Source organism: Mesorhizobium sp. B2-8-5 (genome assembly GCF_006440675.2).
In the GTDB taxonomy this organism is placed as follows: domain Bacteria; phylum Pseudomonadota; class Alphaproteobacteria; order Rhizobiales; family Rhizobiaceae; genus Mesorhizobium.
Genome location: NZ_CP083951.1, coordinates 374,156 through 391,172, shown reverse-complemented (window position 1 = coordinate 391,172; position 17,017 = coordinate 374,156). Strand labels below are relative to the sequence as shown.

At 64.5% G+C, this 17,017-nt stretch carries 14 protein-coding genes; 7 read left to right on the top strand and 7 right to left on the bottom strand.

Translation table 11 applies throughout. The annotated features are described in order from the left end of the window. Positions 1 to 81: 81 nt before the first annotated feature. Together xdhB and xdhC are read left to right on the top strand one after the other, a co-directional pair. Entirely contained in the window at positions 82 to 2,445 is a 2,364-nt protein-coding gene (gene xdhB, locus FJ430_RS01830; protein WP_140702248.1) for a xanthine dehydrogenase molybdopterin binding subunit, read from the top strand. A gap of 153 nt (positions 2,446 to 2,598) precedes the next feature. Beyond that, complete coding sequence (xdhC, locus tag FJ430_RS01825) at positions 2,599 to 3,501, top strand: xanthine dehydrogenase accessory protein XdhC (protein WP_140702252.1); 903 nt, start codon at positions 2,599 to 2,601, stop codon at positions 3,499 to 3,501. A gap of 30 nt (positions 3,502 to 3,531) precedes the next feature. Here xdhC and dps read toward each other — a convergent pair whose 3' ends face one another. Beyond that, positions 3,532 to 4,020 (bottom strand): DNA starvation/stationary phase protection protein Dps, encoded by a 489-nt coding sequence (gene dps, locus FJ430_RS01820; RefSeq protein WP_140650693.1) that lies wholly within the window; start codon positions 4,018 to 4,020, stop codon positions 3,532 to 3,534. A gap of 223 nt (positions 4,021 to 4,243) precedes the next feature. Here dps and FJ430_RS01815 point away from each other — a divergent pair, with 223 nt between their 5' ends. Next, the gene (locus FJ430_RS01815; RefSeq protein WP_140702257.1) at positions 4,244 to 5,074 is read left to right on the top strand and encodes a PhzF family phenazine biosynthesis protein; all 831 of its coding nucleotides are present in this window, start codon (positions 4,244 to 4,246) and stop codon (positions 5,072 to 5,074) included. Positions 5,075 to 5,080: 6 nt separating this feature from the next. Here FJ430_RS01815 and FJ430_RS01810 read toward each other — a convergent pair whose 3' ends face one another. From FJ430_RS01810 to FJ430_RS01800, 3 genes are all read right to left on the bottom strand, one after another. After that, a complete protein-coding gene (locus FJ430_RS01810; RefSeq protein WP_140702259.1) occupies positions 5,081 to 6,331 on the bottom strand; it encodes an LLM class flavin-dependent oxidoreductase in 1,251 nt (416 codons plus the stop codon). Then, entirely contained in the window at positions 6,328 to 7,287 is a 960-nt protein-coding gene (locus FJ430_RS01805; RefSeq protein WP_140702260.1) for an LLM class flavin-dependent oxidoreductase, read from the bottom strand. The genes FJ430_RS01810 and FJ430_RS01805 overlap by 4 nt, the downstream gene beginning before the upstream one ends. A gap of 395 nt (positions 7,288 to 7,682) precedes the next feature. Next, positions 7,683 to 8,603, bottom strand: coding sequence for a LysR family transcriptional regulator (locus FJ430_RS01800; RefSeq protein ID WP_140702262.1), 921 nt, complete (start codon positions 8,601 to 8,603; stop codon positions 7,683 to 7,685). A gap of 155 nt (positions 8,604 to 8,758) precedes the next feature. On the opposite strand from FJ430_RS01800, the gene FJ430_RS01795 reads away from it, so the two are divergent. The 4 genes from FJ430_RS01795 (at position 8,759) to FJ430_RS01780 (ending at position 13,136) form a co-directional block, all read left to right on the top strand. Continuing rightward, on the top strand, positions 8,759 to 9,985 hold the full coding sequence (locus FJ430_RS01795) for a urate hydroxylase PuuD (protein WP_140702263.1): 1,227 nt from the start codon (positions 8,759 to 8,761) through the stop codon (positions 9,983 to 9,985). Between the two features lie 2 nt (positions 9,986 to 9,987). After that, a complete protein-coding gene (gene guaD / locus FJ430_RS01790; protein ID WP_140702264.1) occupies positions 9,988 to 11,301 on the top strand; it encodes a guanine deaminase in 1,314 nt (437 codons plus the stop codon). A gap of 75 nt (positions 11,302 to 11,376) precedes the next feature. Next, a complete protein-coding gene (locus FJ430_RS01785) occupies positions 11,377 to 11,880 on the top strand; it encodes a heme-degrading domain-containing protein (protein WP_140650681.1) in 504 nt (167 codons plus the stop codon). Beyond that, the gene (locus tag FJ430_RS01780) at positions 11,877 to 13,136 is read left to right on the top strand and encodes a glycerate kinase (protein ID WP_140702266.1); all 1,260 of its coding nucleotides are present in this window, start codon (positions 11,877 to 11,879) and stop codon (positions 13,134 to 13,136) included. The genes FJ430_RS01785 and FJ430_RS01780 overlap by 4 nt, the downstream gene beginning before the upstream one ends. A 255-nt stretch (positions 13,137 to 13,391) precedes the next feature. Here FJ430_RS01780 and FJ430_RS01775 read toward each other — a convergent pair whose 3' ends face one another. The 3 genes from FJ430_RS01775 to FJ430_RS01765 all read right to left on the bottom strand — a co-directional run bounded on the left by FJ430_RS01775 (position 13,392) and on the right by FJ430_RS01765 (position 17,008). Then, positions 13,392 to 14,069: a UdgX family uracil-DNA binding protein gene (locus FJ430_RS01775; protein ID WP_413467822.1), complete on the bottom strand. Its 678-nt coding sequence runs from the start codon at positions 14,067 to 14,069 to the stop codon at positions 13,392 to 13,394. Between the two features lie 144 nt (positions 14,070 to 14,213). Continuing rightward, on the bottom strand, positions 14,214 to 15,620 hold the full coding sequence (locus FJ430_RS01770) for a glutamine synthetase family protein (protein WP_140702269.1): 1,407 nt from the start codon (positions 15,618 to 15,620) through the stop codon (positions 14,214 to 14,216). An 11-nt stretch (positions 15,621 to 15,631) separates the two neighbouring features. Beyond that, positions 15,632 to 17,008 carry an aspartate aminotransferase family protein gene (locus tag FJ430_RS01765; protein WP_140702270.1) on the bottom strand — a complete coding sequence of 459 codons (1,377 nt, stop codon included), beginning with the start codon at positions 17,006 to 17,008 and terminating at the stop codon, positions 15,632 to 15,634. Positions 17,009 to 17,017 lie beyond the last annotated feature (9 nt).

Genomic DNA, 17,017 nt, shown 5'->3' with positions numbered 1-17,017 from the left:
TTCGTCAACGTCAGCGCTGCCCCTCATCCGACCCTTCGGGCCACCTTCTCTCCGTGAACGGGAAGAAGGAAAGGAGGCTGAATGAACAAGCACGCCACACCCAGCCTCAAGGCTGAAAAGATCGTCGGCGGCGTCGCCACCGACCAGCGGCACGATTCCGCGCACAAGCATGTCAGCGGCACCGCCGTCTATATCGACGACATGCCGGAGCCCGCCGGCACGCTGCATGTCGGCCTCGGCCTCTCCAAGGTCGCGCACGGCGCGTTGAAGAGCGTCGACCTGTCGGCCGTGCGCTCGGCGCCCGGCGTGATCGATGTGCTGACCTATGCCGATGTCCCCGGCGGGAACGATGTCTCGCCGAGCAACATGCATGACGATCCGGTGCTCGCCGAAGCCAACGTGCAGTTTTACGGGCAGCCGATCTTCGCAGTGGTTGCCGGGACGCGCGAGGAAGCGCGACGCGCCGCGCGTCTCGCAAAAATCGAGTATGACGAGCTTCCGGCCGTCATCGACATCTGGAACCTCGATCCGGTCAAGGACAGGCAGGTCACCACGCCGCTGACCCTGAAGCGCGGCGATGCCGCCGCGGCGATCGCGGCGGCTCCCCGCCGCATCAAGAACCGCATGTGGCTCGGCGGCCAGGATCATTTCTATCTCGAAGGCCAGGTCTCGCTGGCGATCCCTGGCGAGGACGACGAGGTGATCGTCTATTGTTCGACGCAGGGCCCGAGCGAAACGCAGCATCTGGTCGCGCATGCGCTCGGCGTGCCGAGCCATGCTGTCACGGTCGAAGTGCGCCGCATGGGCGGCGGCTTCGGCGGCAAGGAAACCCAGGCCAACCAGTGCGCGGCGATCGCCGCCATTGCCGCCAAGAAATTGAAGCGCGCGGTCAAGATCAGGCTCGACCGCGACGAGGACATGACCGCCACCGGCAAGCGGCATGATTTCGCCATCGATTATGAAGTCGGCTTCGACGACGAGGGCAACATCCTCGGCGTCGACTTCACCTATGCGCTGCGTTGCGGCTTTTCCGCCGATCTGTCCGGTCCGGTCGGCGACCGCGCGCTGTTCCACTGCGACAACGCCTATTTCTATCCGGCGGTGCACGCCAAGTCGGCGCCGCTCTACACCAATACCGTCTCCAACACCGCCTTCCGCGGCTTCGGCGGCCCGCAAGGCATGGTCGGCGCCGAGCGCGTCATCGACGAGGTGGCCTTCGCCGTCGGCAAGGACTCGCTCGAAATCCGCAAGCTGAACTTTTACGATCCCATGGAGGCGATCGGCGAGCGCAGCATCACGCCCTACCACCAGAAGGTCGAGGACTGCATCATCCAGCGCATCGTCGCCGAACTGGAGGAAAGCGCGAACTATGCGCGGCGCCGCCGCGAGATCAGCGCCTTCAACAACAACAGCCGGTTCGTCAAGCGCGGGCTGGCGATGACGCCGGTGAAGTTCGGCATCTCATTCACCAAGACGGAGGCCAACCAGGCCGGCGCGCTGGTGCATGTCTATGCCGACGGTTCGGTCCACATGAACCATGGCGGCACCGAGATGGGCCAGGGCCTGCATCTCAAGGTGGCCCAGGTCGTGGCGGAAGAATTCCAGATCGATCTCGACCGGGTCAAGATCACCGCGACCACCACCGCCAAGGTGCCGAACACCTCGCCGACGGCCGCGTCTTCCGGCGCCGACCTCAACGGAATGGCGGCGCAGGACGCCGCCCGCCAGATCCGCAAGCGGCTGACCGACTTCGCCGCCGACAAATACCAGGTGCCGCACGACCAGGTCGTGTTCCTGCCCAACCGGGTGCGCGTCGGCAATCAGGAAGTGGCCTTCAATGATCTTGTCAAGCAGGCCTATATCAACCGCATCCAGCTCTCGGCGGCCGGTTTCTACAAGACGCCGAAGATCCATTGGGACCGTAGCAAGGGCCGCGGCCATGCCTTCTACTATTACGCCTATGGCGCGGCCTGCTCGGAGGTCTCAGTCGACACGCTCACCGGTGAATATGTCGTCGAGCGCACCGATATCCTGCACGACGCCGGCCGCTCGCTGAACCGGGCGATCGACCTCGGCCAGATCGAGGGCGGGTTCATCCAGGGCATGGGCTGGCTGACGACGGAGGAATTGTGGTGGGACGATAGCGGCCGGCTGCGGACGCATGCGCCGTCGACCTACAAGATCCCGCTCGCGTCCGACCGTCCAAAGATCTTCAACGTCAAGCTGACCGACTGGTCGTCGGCCTATGAGCCGACCATCCATCGCTCAAAGGCGGTCGGCGAGCCGCCGCTGCCGCACGGCATGTCGGTGCTGCATGCGCTGTCGGACGCGGTCGCGAGCGTGGCCGACCACAAGATCTGTCCGCGCCTGGACGCGCCGGCGACGCCGGAGCGGGTGCTGACGGCGATCGAGCGGTTGAAGCGGGAAGCCGAAAAGCCGGCCTAAAACGTGCAATTCGGCCGAAAAACACTATATTTCGGCGCTAGGGCATGATCCCGAAAAGTGGGAACCGGTTTTCGGAGAAAGATCATGCTCCAACGAAGAGTTAGATCGTGAGGGCGTTCAATGAAACGCCATCACGATCTAGGAATGCAGACGATGAACTCGAAAGTGCAAAGCCTGAAGACGTTTTTCGGCAAAGCTGGCCGGGTCGCTCTCGTCGAGGTGGCGGCCACCAAAGGCTCGACACCGCGCGAGGCCGGCGCCTTTATGCTTGTCTCTTCGTCATCGATCTTCGGTACGATCGGGGGCGGTCAGCTCGAATATATGGCGATCGACAAGGCGCGGCAGATGCTGCGCTCCTCGCCTCGCGACAATGGGGAGGGTGAACAGGCCCGCATCGAGGTCGATGAGGTCTGCGCCACGCTCGACGTGCCGCTTGGGCCGGAAATCGGCCAATGTTGCGGCGGACGTGTCGAAGTGCTGATCAGATTGGTCGATAGGACAATCGAAGAAAGGCTGATCGCCAACGCAGAAGCCGAAGAGGCGCATCTTCCGCATGTCTATCTCTTTGGCGGCGGCCATGTCGGCCAGGCGCTGGCCGCGTCGCTGGCGCTGCTGCCGATCCACGTCGTCGTCGTCGAAACCCGCGCCGACGCGCTGGAAGGCATGCCGGAAACGGTGGAGACCCGGCTGACGCCGATGCCCGAAGCAGTAGTGCGCGAGGCGCCGGCTGGGTCGGCCTTCGCCATCCTAACGCATGACCATGCCTTGGATTTCCTGATCGTCGCCGAAGCATTGAAGCGCGGAGATACCGCCTATGTCGGCATGATCGGCTCGAAGACAAAGAAGGCCACTTTCAAGAGCTGGTTCCTGAAGTCGGCCGAGGGCAGCGAGGCCGAATTCAATCGCCTCATCTCGCCGATCGGCGGCAATGCGGTGAAGGACAAGCGGCCGCCGGTGATCGCCGCGCTTGCCGCCGCCGAGATCATGACCACGCTGGTGTCGCGCGCCTCGGATACGCCAAGCGCGGCCAGTGCTGAAAAGGCGATGGCCGGCTGATCCGGCCGGCCAAGCAAGAACAGTTCCCGGTTATTCCTTTTCCTGCGTGTGCGCCTCCAGGAACCACAGCAATTTATCGAGCGAGCGAGAATAGGCGGTGAAGATATCGGCGGTGTCGGCATCGCCGGCGTCGTCCGCCTCGTCGATCGCTTCGCGGGTCAGCTTGGCCGCCGCCGCATAGCGGTCGATCAGCGCCGCCAGATGATCCTTGGTCTTGTGGATGTCGGTCGGATAGGGTTTTAGCCTGGTCGTCTTCGACACGTCCTGCGAGGTGCCATGCGCGGTGCCGCCGAGCTGGACGGCGCGCTCGGCGACGATGTCGACATGGCCGTCGATCTCCTCGCGGAATTCATCGAGCATCTCATGGATGGCGATGAATTGCGGGCCTTTGACGTTCCAGTGCGCTTGCTTGGTGATCAGGGCCAGGTCGATAGCGTCGGCAAGCCTGGCGTTGAGCAGGTCGATCGATTCTTTCTTGGCATCGGATTTGAGGTCGTTCTTGGTGACGATGGCGTCCATGGTTGGCTCCTGTCGCGCTGCATCGATGGCTGGGGACTGAAGGACGGCCCGAACGACCGCCAATCGTCAAAACGGCGATGGGTCGAATTTCGTTCCGCATTGGATTGAAGCGCTGGCTCCGATCGCAGATGTGACTGGCGCTCACCGCTGCTCGCCGCTTTCTTCATTTCCCAAGACGGCCCGAAACGTGTTTGTTGCGCCCACGCACAACGAGGCCAGGAACATGGATGTATTGAAGATCGCAGCATTTTCAGACGGCAACACCGGCGGTAATCCGGCCGGCGTGGTGATTGGCGAAGCCTTGCCCGATGCGGCCGACATGCAGCGCGTCGCGGCCGAAGTCGGCTTTTCGGAAACCGCCTTTGCCGCGCCCGAAGGCGATCAATGGCGCGTGCGCTACTTTTCGCCGGAGTCGGAAGTACCGTTCTGCGGCCACGCCACCATCGCGCTTGGCGCGGCGCTGGTCGGAAAATTCGGCGACGGCACTTTCAAGCTGACCCTCAACCAAGCCGACATCACCGTCGAGGGTTTTCGCAATGGCGCCAACTTTGCCGCCGCCCTGCGGTCGCCGCCGACGCGCAGCCGGCCGGCGCCGAAGGAACTGGCCGGCGAGGCGCTCGCCTTGTTCGGCTATGAGCCGGGCGATCTCGATCCGGCCATTCCGCCGGCGCTCATCCATGGCGGCGCCGATCATCTCGTGCTGGCGCTGAAGTCGCGCGAGGCGTTGGCCGCCATGGTCTATGATCTGAAGCAAGGCCAGTCCTTCATGCGGCGCGAAGGCCTGGTCACGATCCTACTCGCTTATGCCGAGACGCCGCGCCTCTTCCACACGCGCAATCCATTCGCTTCCGGCGGCGTCTATGAGGATCCGGCGACAGGGGCGGCGACTGCGGCCTTTGCCGGCTATCTGCGCGATCTCGGCTGGCCGCATGGCGGCTCGATCGACATCGTCCAGGGCGAGGACATGGGCATGCGTTCGCGCCTCCATGCCGATATTCCGCCGACCGCCGGCAGCTCGATCAGGGTGTCCGGAGCAGCCCGGCTGATGGACTGAGCAAACTTAGATCGGCCGCTTGAGGCCGAGATGTTCGCGCAGCGTGCGCCCTTCATAGTCCTTGCGGAACAGCCCGCGCCGCTGCAGTTCGGGCACGACCAGCGTCGCGAAAGCGTCGAGCTCGCCCGGGAACCAGGACGGCATGACGTTGAAACCGTCGGCGGCGCCGCCTTCGAAGCGGGCCTGCAACTCGTCGGCGATCTGCTCCGCCGTGCCGACGATCCGCCAATGGCCGCGCGCGCCGGCAAAATAGCGCGCGAGCTGGCGGATCGACAGGCCATCGCGACGCGCCTGCTCGATGACCAGCGCCTGCCGGCTCTTCATGCCTTCGCCTTCCGGCAGTTCGGGCAGCGGCCCATCGATCGGATAGCGACCGAGGTCGGAAATGCTGAGGTAGCTGGAGAGCAGCGCCACGCCGACATCGTCGGGGATCAATTCCTGCAGCGCGTCGTATTTGGCCTGCGCCTCGGCTTTCGTGGCGGCCACGACCGGCGCGACGCCAGGCATGATCTTCACGTCGTCCGGCTGTCGTCCATAGGCGGCGAGCCGCCCCTTGAGGTCGTCGTAAAAGGCCTTGGCTTCCTCGAAAGTCTGCGCCGCCGAGAACACGACATCGGCGGTGCGCGCGGCAAGATCCTTGCCGTCGTCGGAGGCGCCCGCCTGCACCATCACCGGCGCGCCTTGCGGCGAGGGCGGGATGTCAAGTGGATCGCGCACCGAAAAGCTCTCGCCGTCATGGCCGGGGACGCGCCGGTTCCACAACCCGGTGATCACCGTGGCGAATTCCCGCGCCCGCGCATAACGGTCGGCATGCGGCCGCAAACCCGTCGCGCCGAAATTCGCGGCCTCGATCGGACTGGCCGAGGTGACGAGGTTCCAACCGGCCCGACCGCCGCTCAGATTGTCGAGCGAGGCAAAAGTCCGCGCCAGGCCGTAGGGCTCGTTGTAGCTGGTCGATGCCGTGGACACGAGGCCGATGCGCTCGGTCTGCGCGGCCAGCGCCGAAAGCAGGCTGATCGGCTCGAAGCCGATCGAGCGCGAGGTCTGGCTGGCGATGTTGATATTGGCCTCGCGCAGTCCGGCGGCGTCCTCGCAGAACACCATGTCGAACTTCGCCGCTTCGGCCGTCTGCGCCAGCTTTATGTAATGGTCGATGTCGATGCCGGCTCTCACATGCGCGTCCGGATGACGCCAGGCGGCGATGTGATGGCCGGTCGCCCACAAAAATAGGCCGAGCTTCATCTGACGCGCGCTCATGGCTTGCTATCCTCACTCAACCCAAGGCGATCGCGCAGCGTTTTGCCCTGTGCCTTGGCAAATCCGTGTCGCTTGAGTTCCGGCAGCAATCGCTCGACAAAAGCCTCCACGGCGGCAGCCCGAGGCTGCACAGTCAGAACGATGCCGTCGCAGCCGGATGAGAGGCATAGGTCCTCCAGACTACGGCCATCGTGTTCGGGCCCCCCATCGGCCACCGCCAGCACCTTGATCGCCACCGGGTCGCGCCCTGCTTCGTGCGCCCTGCGTTTGATCTCATCGCGGGTCGCTCTCGCGCCCGACGGTTCAAGCTTGTCCAGCAGCACGACATCGGCGCGGCGGCTGGCGAAATCGAGCTCCGTCCCTGCCAAGCCGGACATCACCAGCACTGGCACGTCTTGCGGCGAACGGGCGACATTGAGCGGCCCGGGCACCGAGAAGAATTCACCGGTGAAGTTCGCCGGGTGCATCTTGTCTGGATCGTGGAAGCGGCCTGATGCCTTGTCGAACAACAAGGCGTCATGTTCCCAGCCGATCCACAAGAGCCGCACAATGTTGATGAACTCCCAGGCGCGGCGGCGAAAATCATCGTCGGAGAAACCTTCCGGCCGGCTGAAATTCGCAGCTTCGCGCGGGTTCTGCGCCGTCGTGGCGTTCCAGCCGACGCGGCCATGGCTGATGATGTCGAGCGAGGCAAAGCGGCGCGCCAGGTTGTAGGGCTGATGCGCGAGCTTCGAGGCGCTGGCGACGAGCCCGATCTTGTCGGTCACCGTCGCCAGGGCGGCCAGCAGCGTGGTCGCTTCGAACGGGCTGCTCGATGGCTTATCGGCGGAGTCGGAAATGATGACCATGTCCACGCCCGCCGCCTCCGCGTTCCGCACCAAGGCGGTGATCTGGCCGAAGTCGAGGACGTCTTGTCCGTCGGCGGCGGCGATGTTGAGCGAAATGGCGAGATGCATGGTGCGGTCCTTCGGTCGCCTTGAAAATCGGCAGCCGTTTTCGCTACCAACCTAGGCTCGCTTTCGCGCAAGGCAACGGGAGCAAGTGGGCCACCGGACTGTCACTTGCCAGCCAGCCTCGCGTGTGTCGAGATGGAGGTCTTGACGGCCCGAAGACGATTGGCCTGAACGCCCGTCAAGTCGTCATTCCATGGCGGAGCAAGGAGCGAAGCGACGCGGCGCAGACCATTCCGTGACTTCGAAGCGTTGCGACGGTGCAGAATTCTGCTCCCCAGCACCCCACGATCAAAGTCACGGAATGGATCCTCGGGTCTGCGCGCCGCTTCGCGTCGCTCCGCCCGTGGATGACGACGTCACGGATGCTTCGGCCAATCGCGACACAACGCTACCAGCCCTTACTTGCCGGCCAAGAGGTCCTTGATCAGCCGCTGGCAGCGCTCGGCCATGAAGTCGAGCAGCAGCCGCACCTTCGGATCCTGCAGCTTCTTGTGCGGATAGACGGCGGCGAATTGCACCGGCGTCGGCGGCGCCTGAGGCAGGATCACCTTCAGCCGCCGGTCGCGGATGAACGGCTCGACCTCGAAACGCGGCTTGTTGATGATGCCGCGCCCCGACAAGGCCCAGCCGGTCAGCACGTCGCCGTCGTCGGTGTCGTAGGGACCGTGCACCTCGAATTTTTGCGGTCCGTTCGGCGTCTGCAGCGTCCAGACATATTCGCGCGCGCCGGCATAGCGCAGCATCAGGCAGTCGTGCTTCTTGCCGATCAGTTCCTGCGCCTCGGCCGGCTCGCCGCGGGCTTCCAGATATTTAGGCGCCGCCACCAGCACGCGCTCGCATTCCATGATGCCGCGCATCCTGAGGCTCGAATCCTCGATGATGCCGAGCCGGAAGGCGACGTCGATGCCTTCCTTCATGATATCGACATTGTGGTCGGAGAGCCTGAGCCGCACCTCGATATCGGGGTATTTGTCGTGGAAATCCGGTATGCCGGAAGCGATCAGCCGCCGGCCGAGGCCGAGCGGCGCCGTGACCCTGATGGTGCCGCGCGGCTGGCCGGAAAGTGCCGCGACCGCGGCTTCCGCTTCGATGATCGCGTCCAGCACCTGCTTGGCGCCGGTATAGAACACCGTGCCGTGCTCGGTCGGCATCAACTGCCTTGTCGTGCGGTTGAACAGCCTGACTCCGAGATGCTTCTCCAGTTCCTTGATGCGATTGGAGGCGACCGCCGGCGAAATGCGCATGTCGCGCCCCGCCGCCGACAGATTGCCGAGCTCGACGACACGGACGAAGACGGCGATGTTGTCGAGATAGGCCATGCGGCGGCTTCCGTGGCTCTGAAAAGGCTGGGCGAAGCAAGCCTAGTATTTTTTATTTTTTTTTGAAAGTCATCGCGCACCTCGCCTCTTTTCGTTTGCGCGCCAGCCCGTAAAGTCCCTCTCATCGGCAAGGACGAGTTCCCAGGGGCCACTCGATGACGGATTTCGCGATTTTCTGGGACTGGCTGAGTTTTGCGGTCCGCTGGCTGCATGTCATTACCGGCATCGCCTGGATCGGCTCGTCCTTCTATTTCGTCGCCCTCGATCTTGGGCTCCGCCAGCGTCCCGGCCTGCCTGCCGGCGCCTTCGGCGAGGAATGGCAGGTGCATGGCGGCGGCTTCTACCATATCCAGAAATATCTGGTGGCGCCGGCCGAGATGCCGGAACACCTCACCTGGTTCAAATGGGAATCCTACGCCACCTGGCTGTCGGGCTTCGCCATGCTCTGCGTGGTCTACTACGCCGGCGCCGATCTCTTCCTGATCGACCCCAATGTGCTCAACATCTCGGTGCCGGTCGGCATCCTTCTGTCGCTGGCCACCATCGGCGTCGGCTGGATCGTCTACGACCTGCTCTGCCGCTCACCGTTGGGTAAAAGCGATACCGGGCTGATGCTGGTGCTCTACTGCGTGCTGGTGTTCATCGCCTGGGGGCTTACACACCTCTTCACCGGCCGCGCCGCCTTCCTGCATCTCGGCGCCATCACCGCCACGATCATGTCGGCCAATGTCTTCATGGTCATCATCCCCAACCAGAAGATCGTCGTCGCCGACCTGATCGCCGGCCGCAAGCCAGACCCGAAATACGGCAAGATCGCCAAGCAGCGCTCGCTGCACAACAACTACCTGACCTTGCCGGTCCTGTTCCTGATGCTGTCGAATCATTATCCGCTGGCTTTCGGCACCCAGTTCAACTGGGTCATCGCCTCGCTGGTCTTCATCATCGGCGTGCTGATCCGGCACTATTTCAACACGGTGCATGCGCGAAAGGGCAACCCGACCTGGACCTGGCTGGGCGCCGCCGTGCTGTTCATGATCATCATCTGGCTGTCGACCGTGCCGAAAGTGCTGACCGGCGAGCCGAAGGCTTCCGCCGCGTCGGCCGCCGCCCAGGTCTACATCGCTTCGGCCCACTTCCCGGCCGTGCGCGACACCGTGCTCGGGCGCTGCTCCATGTGCCATACGGAAGAGCCGGTCTATGAAGGCATCTACCATCCGCCGAAGGGCGTGCTGCTCGACACCGACGAGCGCATCGCCGAGCATGCGCGCGAGATCTATATCCAGGCTGGCCGGGCGCATGCCATGCCGCCCGCCAATGTCAGCCATATAACCGACCAGGAACGGGCCCTTCTGGTCGCCTGGTTCGAAGGCGCCGGAAAGTGAGCATGACATCGAAACTTCTGCGCGGCCGCACGCTGTCTTTCCTGCGCTGGCCCGAAGCGATAGACGACCATTCCGCCTGGCGCTACGAGGAGGATGGCGGGTTGCTGATCGACAACGGCAAGATCGTTGCCGCCGGCTCCTATGCGGAGGTCTTGAAGAAGGCGGGCGCCGGTGTCGAGACGATCGACCATCGTCCGCATCTCATCCTGCCGGGCTTCCTCGACGCCCATGTGCATGTGCCGCAGATGCAGATCATCGCCTCTTACGGCGCCGAGCTGCTCGACTGGCTGAACAAATACACGTTTCCGGAAGAATCGAAATTCCAGAACGCGCAGCACGGGCGCCGCATCGCCAGGCTGTTCCTCGACGAGATGTTGCGGCATGGCACGACGACGGTCGCTGCCTATTGCTCGGTCCACAAATCTTCCGCCGAAGCCTTCTTCGCCGAGTCGCATGAACGCAACATGCTCAACATCGCCGGCAAGGTGATGATGGACCGCAACGCACCGGACGGCGTGCTCGACACGCCTCAGACCGGCTATGACGATACCAAGGCGCTGATCGCCGAATGGCACGGCAAGGGCCGCCAGCTCTACGCCATCACGCCGCGCTTCGCGATCACGTCAACGCCCGAGCAGATGGAGATGGCCGGCGCGCTGTGCCGCGAATATCCCGATCTCCACATGCAGACGCATCTGTCGGAAAACCACGCCGAGATCGCCTTCACCCAGGAGCTCTATCCCTGGTCGCGCGACTACACCGACGTCTATGAGCATTACGGCCTGCTCGGCAAAAAGAGCCTGTTCGGCCACTGCATCCATCTTTCCGAGCGTGAGGCCGATGCGCTCTCGCGATCGGGTTCGGTCGCGGTGTTCTGCCCGACCTCCAATCTTTTCCTGGGCTCCGGCCTGTTCGATTATCAGCGCTATCGCCAGCGCGAGGCACCGCTCAGGATCGCGGCCGCCACCGATGTCGGCGGCGGCACCAACTATTCGATGCTGCGCACCATGGATGAAGGCTACAAGGTCATCGCGCTGAACGGTGAGAAGCTCAACCCTTTCCAGTCCTTCTGGCAGCTGACGCGCGGCAATGCCGAGGCGCTGTCGGTGGCCGACAAGGTCGGCACGCTGGACGAAGGCACCGATGCCGATATCGTCGTGCTCGACGCCCACGCCACGCCGGGCATGCGGCTCAGGATGGAGACGGTGGAAACGCTGGCGGAAGAACTCTTCCTGCTGCAGACGCTGGGCGACGACCGCGCTGTGCGCGAGGTCTATGTGGCGGGGCGGCCGGCGAAGAGCGCCGTTGCGGCGTGAGCTTTGATGCGCTCTCGGCTTGACCCGGCGTCGGTCATCGGCCAAAGCGTGCCTCGACGCTGACAGGGGAACGCCATGGCCACCGCCGACGACATCGCTCTGATCAAGAAACAGGAAGCCACGCTGGTCTTCCCGGCCTTCGACGAGGCCGTCGCTTTCAAGATCGGCTCTGCCATTAGGGACCGGGCGCTGAAGGAAAACCTGCCTGTTATCGTCGACATCAGGACCTTCGACCGGCCGCTCTTCTACGCCGCGATGCCGGGCTCGAATGCTTCCAATCCCGACTGGGCACGGCGCAAGATCAACGTCGTGAAGCGCTATCTGAGAAGCACCTATCGCCTGGTGCTGGAGCAGCAGCGACCGGACCGCACCTTCAAAATCGGTGAAGGCCTGGATATCGCGGACTATGTGTTGGCCGGCGGCGGCTTCCCGGTCACAGTGAAAGGTGCCGGCGTCATCGGTGTCATCGCGGTCTCGGGCCTGCCGGAACGCGAGGATCATGGCGTCGTGGTCGACGCGCTTTGCGCTCATCTTGGCATCGATGCGAGCGGGCTCGCGCTGCCGCCGGAAGAAAAATGACCGACCCGAAAAGCTTCCTGACCTCGATCTTCAACGCCGCCGTCGCCGCCGCCGACCCGGAAAAGACGATCCGCAGTCATTTGCCGGCGAAGCCGAAAGGCCGCACCATCGTCATCGGCGCGGGAAAAGGCTCGGCGCAGATGGCGGCAGCCTTCGAGAAGCTCTGGGACAGTCCCATCGACGGCCTTGTCGTCACCCGCTACGGTTACGGTGCCAGATGCGAGCGTATCGAAATCATCGAGGCGGCGCATCCGGTGCCGGATGCCGCCGGCCTGGAAGCCTCGCGCCGGCTGCTTGAGAAGGTACAGGGCTTAACCGCTGACGATCTGGTGGTAGCGCTGATCTCCGGCGGCGGCTCGGCCCTGCTGCCATCGCCGGCTGCTGGATTGACGCTCGCCGACGAGATCGCTGTCAACGAGGCGCTGCTTGCCTCCGGCGCGCCGATCGCGGCGATGAACACTATCCGCAAGCATGTCTCGACCGTCAAGGGTGGACGCCTGGCCGCGGCCGCTCATCCGGCGCGCTTGGTGTCGCTGGTTGTCTCCGACATCCCCGGCGACAACCCGGCGCTGGTTGCTTCGGGACCGACCATTCCCGACACAGGCAGCCGCGAGGATGCGCTGGCGTCGATCGCCGCCTATGGCATGAAGCTGCCGGCTTCGGTGATGGCGCACATTCAGTCGCCCGCAGCCGACGCGCCGCGCCCCGACGATCCGCGCTTCGCCGGCAACGAAGTTCACCTGACCGCCTCGGCCGGCGTCTCGCTGGAAGCCGCTGCCGCCGAAGCGAAGCGGCAAGGCATCGAGGCCGTCATCCTGTCGGATTCGATCGAAGGCGAGGCGCGTGAGGTCGGCGGCGTGCATGCCGCGATCGCGCGCGAGGTGGCGACCCGCAACCGCCCCTTCGCCAAGCCGGTGCTGATCCTGTCAGGTGGCGAGACCACTGTGACCTTGCGCGCCAAGGGCAAGGGTGGCCGCAACTCGGAATTTCTGCTTGCCTTCGCTATCGGCATCGACGGCGTGAACGGCATACATGCGTTGGCCGCCGACACCGACGGCATCGACGGCTCCGAGAACAATGCCGGCGCCTTCGCCGACGGCTCGACCGTGGCGCGCATGCGTGCGGCAGGCGCCGACGCCAAGGCGATGCTCGCCGGCAACAATGCCTGGACGGCTTTCAATGCGGTCGGGGATCTGTTCGTGCCGGGTCCGACCGGGACGAATGTCAATGATCTACGGGCGATACTCGTCCGTTAGACGACGACCGCCGTGTCATCTTTGCGAGCGTAGGCGCTGCCCCTCATCCGCCCTTTGGGCACCTTCTCCCCGTGAACGGGGAGAAGGCGATAGCCGCGCCACGCTGGCGATTGGCGAAGCGCTGCGCGACAGCTCTTTCTCCCCGTCACTATACGGGGAGAAATGCCCGGCAGGGCAATGAGGGGCAGCGCGGACGATCGCCGCTTAATCGGCATTGCATGAGTGATCGAAAGAGAAGCGGCTAGCAATACCCTATCACGCCCTCATCAGCCCCTTCACCTTCCGCATATCCTGCAAAAACCGGTCCCTCTCCGCCTCCTTGTCCTCCCGATCGCGGATGCGCAGGATGAAGGAGGGGTGGATGGTCACAAACACGCGCAAGCCATCCTCGCGCTCGATCACATCGCCGCGCATCTTGGTGATCGGCACGGCCTTGCCGAGCAGCGACTGCGCCGCCGTCGCGCCGAGCGCCACCACGAGGTTCGGCTTGACGAGGTCGAGCTCCTTGTCCAGCCACCAGCGGCAGGCCTGGATTTCGCCGGCATTGGGCTTCGAATGGATGCGCCTCTTGCCGCGCGGTTCGAATTTGAAGTGCTTCACCGCATTGGTCACATAGACCTTGCGGCGATCGATTTCGGCATCGTCCAGGGTGCTGTCGAATATTCTGCCGGCCGGGCCGACAAATGGCTTGCCGGCCAGATCCTCCTGATCGCCGGGCTGTTCGCCGACGAAGACTACGTCCGCGCTTTCTGGTCCTTCGCCGAACACGGTCTGCGTTGCGTCATGCCAAAGCGGGCAGCGGCGGCAGCCTTTCGCCTCTTCGCGCAACTCCGGAATGTCTTCGGCTTCAGGCGCCACCACATCGGCCGGCTCGGGCGTCGGCCAATGCTTGACCTTCACCTTGGCATGGTGCGGTGCTGGGGTGGTTGGCATCCGGGCGATCATCTCTGACGCGGCTCTGTCTGCTCCTGCTATCAAATCTGGAATGAGCGAGGCCACGGGAAGGTTCCGCCAATATTTCTTCGGCATCTCCTGCCGTCGCCAAAGCGCGATCGCCGCGCCTGTCAGGCCCTGCGCTCACACCTCGTGCAGATAGAGATGATAATCCAGCTCGCTGACGGTGCGGGCGACACGCAGATATTCCGCCTGCTTGATCGCCACGAAGGTGCGATGCAGGTCGGCGCCGAGCGCTGATTTCAGGAAATCGGAGCCCCTGGCCGCCTCGATCGCGGCGCGCCAGTCGGCCGGCATGGTCGACTTCTCCGGGGCCTGCTCGTAGCCATTCCCGGTCGTCTCGGGGCCGGGGTCCAGACCCTCATCCAGGCCTTTGACGATGCCGGCCAGCACCGTTGCGGCGATCAGGTAGGGATTGGCGTCGACGCCCGACGGCCGGTGCTCGATGCGGCGGTTCTTGGCGTCGCCCGCCGGCACGCGCAGCGCCACCGAGCGGTTGTTGACGCCCCATGTCGGCGCCACCGGCGCGTAGGATTGAGCGACGAAGCGCCGCCATGAATTGGCATGCGGGGCAAACACCAGCATCGATTCCGCCATGGTGTGGATGAGGCCGCCAAGCGCATTGAGCAGTGTTGGCGACCACTTTTCACCGGCGGCCTCTGTGAAGACGTTCCGGCCCGCATCGTCCTGCAGCGAGACATGGAAATGCATGCCCGAGCCGGCATAGGCCTCGATCGGCTTGGCCATGAAGCAGGCAGTAACGCCGTGCCGGCGCGCCTGTGCCCTGACCAGCCGCTTCAGCATGACGAGGTCGTCGGCCGCCCGCATCACGTCCTTGCGGTAGTTGAGCGTCAGCTCGTACTGGCCGGGCGCGTACTCGGAGATTACCGTCTCGGTCGGAATGCCTTGCGCCTTGGCGGCCGCGTAGATGTCGGAAAACAGCGGCTCCATGCCATGCAGATGGTCGACCGAATAGACCTCGGTCTTGGCCGAACGGCGGCCGTCGAGCACCGCGCGGGCGGCTTGCACCTTGCCGTCCGCGTCGCGTTCGTTGGCAAGGAGAAAAAATTCGAGTTCGAAGGCGCCGGCCGGATGCAGGCCGCGTGCCGCCAGCAGTTCCACCTGCCTTGCCAGCACCAGCCGTGGGTCTGAGGTCATCGGCTCGCCGTCGAGGTGGTGCATCGACATCAGCACCTGGCCGCGCGGCGGTTTGGTGCCGAAGAGCGGCGCCAACGTGCCTGGGATCGGCCATGCGCGCAGGTCTCCGTCGCCGGTGTCCCAGACCAGCCCGGTTTCGTGCACGTCCTCGCCGGTGATGTCGAGGCCGAGGATCGAGATCGGAAGATGCCGGCCGCTCTCGAAAATGCCCATCAGCTCGTGCCGGCGCACGATCTTGCCGCGACCGATGCCGTTGGCGTCGGTAAGCACGATGTCGAAAGCCTCGATCTCGGGATGCGCGTCGAGAAAGGCCTTCGCCTCGGCGGGCGTCGAGCCGGAGGGCGAAGTTGTTACGGCGTTCGGATTGTCCATCGCCGCTTTTCTCACGCCGTAAGCCTTGCCGCAACCGCGGCGAAGGCGGCGATCAGCCGGCTCACTTGCGCTGAAGTCGTTGCCGGCGAGATAAGCATCATGTTGTGGAACGGCGCGATCAGCACGCCGCGATTGACCAGCGCCACATGGATTGCGGCCTCCAACTCAGGCGCATGCGCCTTTTCCGCCTCGCCGCCATTGTGCAGCGGCCCGGGCGCGCAGATGAACTCGACGCGGGCGCCGATACGCGCGACATGCCAGCGCAGCTTGTTGCGCGCGATAACGGAGGTCAGCCCGGCGTCGAGGCGGCGCGCCAGCCGGTCCATATGCGCATAGGCCTCCTCGGTCATCACCTCTTCCAACGTCGCCCGCATCGCCGCGAATTGCAGCGGGTTCGCCGACAGCGTCGTGCCCATGCCGGAATAGCCGGGCTCCTTCACCCGGTTGTAGGCGCCGTAGCGCGTGGCGGCCTCCTCGCTCATGCCCCAGATGCTCGCCGGCACGCCGCCCGCTACCGGCTTGCCGAGCACGAACAGGTCCGGCTCTAGCCCGTGCTTGCGCGTGTAGCCGCCGGGGCCGGTCGAAATCGTGTGCGTCTCGTCGATCAAAAGCAGCGTGCCGGCATCGCGGGTCAAACGTCGCAGCGCGTCGTGAAAGCCGGGTTCCGGCAGCACCATGCAGGAATTGGTCAGCACCGGCTCGGCGATGACGCAGGCGACGTCGCGGTCAGCCAGCGCTGCTTCCAGTGCGGCAACATCGTTGAATTCGACAACCCTCGTTGCCCGTGGCAGGTCGCGGAATTCGCCGGCCAGGCCCGGCCGGTTCACAGGCTTGCCGTCGATCAGCCGCACCATCGTCTCGTCGACCGAGCCGTGATAGCAGCCGTTGAAGACCAGGATCTTTTCGCGCCCGGTCACGGCACGGGCGACGCGCAGCGCGAAGCGATTGGCGTCGGTGGCGGTCGTGGCGATCTGCCAGTAGGGCAGGCCGAAGCGCTGCTGCAGCAGCGCGCCAATCGCCAGCGCATCCTCGCTGGGCAGCATATAGGTCAGCCCGCGCCCGGACTGCCGGCGGATGGCGCGGGCGACCGCCGGCGGCGAATGGCCGAGCATCGAACCGGTGTCGCCAAGGCAGAAATCGTCGAGCTTGTTGCCGTCGATGTCGGTGATGGTGGCGCCTTTCGCGCCGTCGACCAGGATCGGGAACGGCGTCGGCCAGTCGGTCATCCAGTGCATCGGCACGCCGCCGAGGAAACCGGCGATGCCGTTGCCCAGCTTCGCCTCGGATTTCGGCCGTGCCTTACGGAAGGCGGCCGCCTCTGTCTCGCGCAATTCGGCGATGCGGGCGACGTCGATGCCGCCGATGGAAGTTTGGTCGATTGAATGCATGAAGCCCCC

Bases quoted from the DNA above. Each gene is read 5' to 3' on its own strand.
- xdhB (WP_140702248.1), top strand. From the start codon at position 82: ATGAACAAGCACGCCACACCCAGCCTCAAGGCTGAAAAGATCGTCGGC.
- xdhC (WP_140702252.1), top strand. From the start codon at position 2,599: ATGAACTCGAAAGTGCAAAGCCTGAAGACGTTTTTCGGCAAAGCTGGC.
- dps (WP_140650693.1), bottom strand. From the start codon at position 4,020: ATGGACGCCATCGTCACCAAGAACGACCTCAAATCCGATGCCAAGAAA.
- FJ430_RS01815 (WP_140702257.1), top strand. From the start codon at position 4,244: ATGGATGTATTGAAGATCGCAGCATTTTCAGACGGCAACACCGGCGGT.
- FJ430_RS01810 (WP_140702259.1), bottom strand. From the start codon at position 6,331: ATGAGCGCGCGTCAGATGAAGCTCGGCCTATTTTTGTGGGCGACCGGC.
- FJ430_RS01805 (WP_140702260.1), bottom strand. From the start codon at position 7,287: ATGCATCTCGCCATTTCGCTCAACATCGCCGCCGCCGACGGACAAGAC.
- FJ430_RS01800 (WP_140702262.1), bottom strand. From the start codon at position 8,603: ATGGCCTATCTCGACAACATCGCCGTCTTCGTCCGTGTCGTCGAGCTC.
- FJ430_RS01795 (WP_140702263.1), top strand. From the start codon at position 8,759: ATGACGGATTTCGCGATTTTCTGGGACTGGCTGAGTTTTGCGGTCCGC.
- guaD (WP_140702264.1), top strand. From the start codon at position 9,988: ATGACATCGAAACTTCTGCGCGGCCGCACGCTGTCTTTCCTGCGCTGG.
- FJ430_RS01785 (WP_140650681.1), top strand. From the start codon at position 11,377: ATGGCCACCGCCGACGACATCGCTCTGATCAAGAAACAGGAAGCCACG.
- FJ430_RS01780 (WP_140702266.1), top strand. From the start codon at position 11,877: ATGACCGACCCGAAAAGCTTCCTGACCTCGATCTTCAACGCCGCCGTC.
- FJ430_RS01775 (WP_413467822.1), bottom strand. From the start codon at position 14,069: ATGCCAACCACCCCAGCACCGCACCATGCCAAGGTGAAGGTCAAGCAT.
- FJ430_RS01770 (WP_140702269.1), bottom strand. From the start codon at position 15,620: ATGGACAATCCGAACGCCGTAACAACTTCGCCCTCCGGCTCGACGCCC.
- FJ430_RS01765 (WP_140702270.1), bottom strand. From the start codon at position 17,008: ATGCATTCAATCGACCAAACTTCCATCGGCGGCATCGACGTCGCCCGC.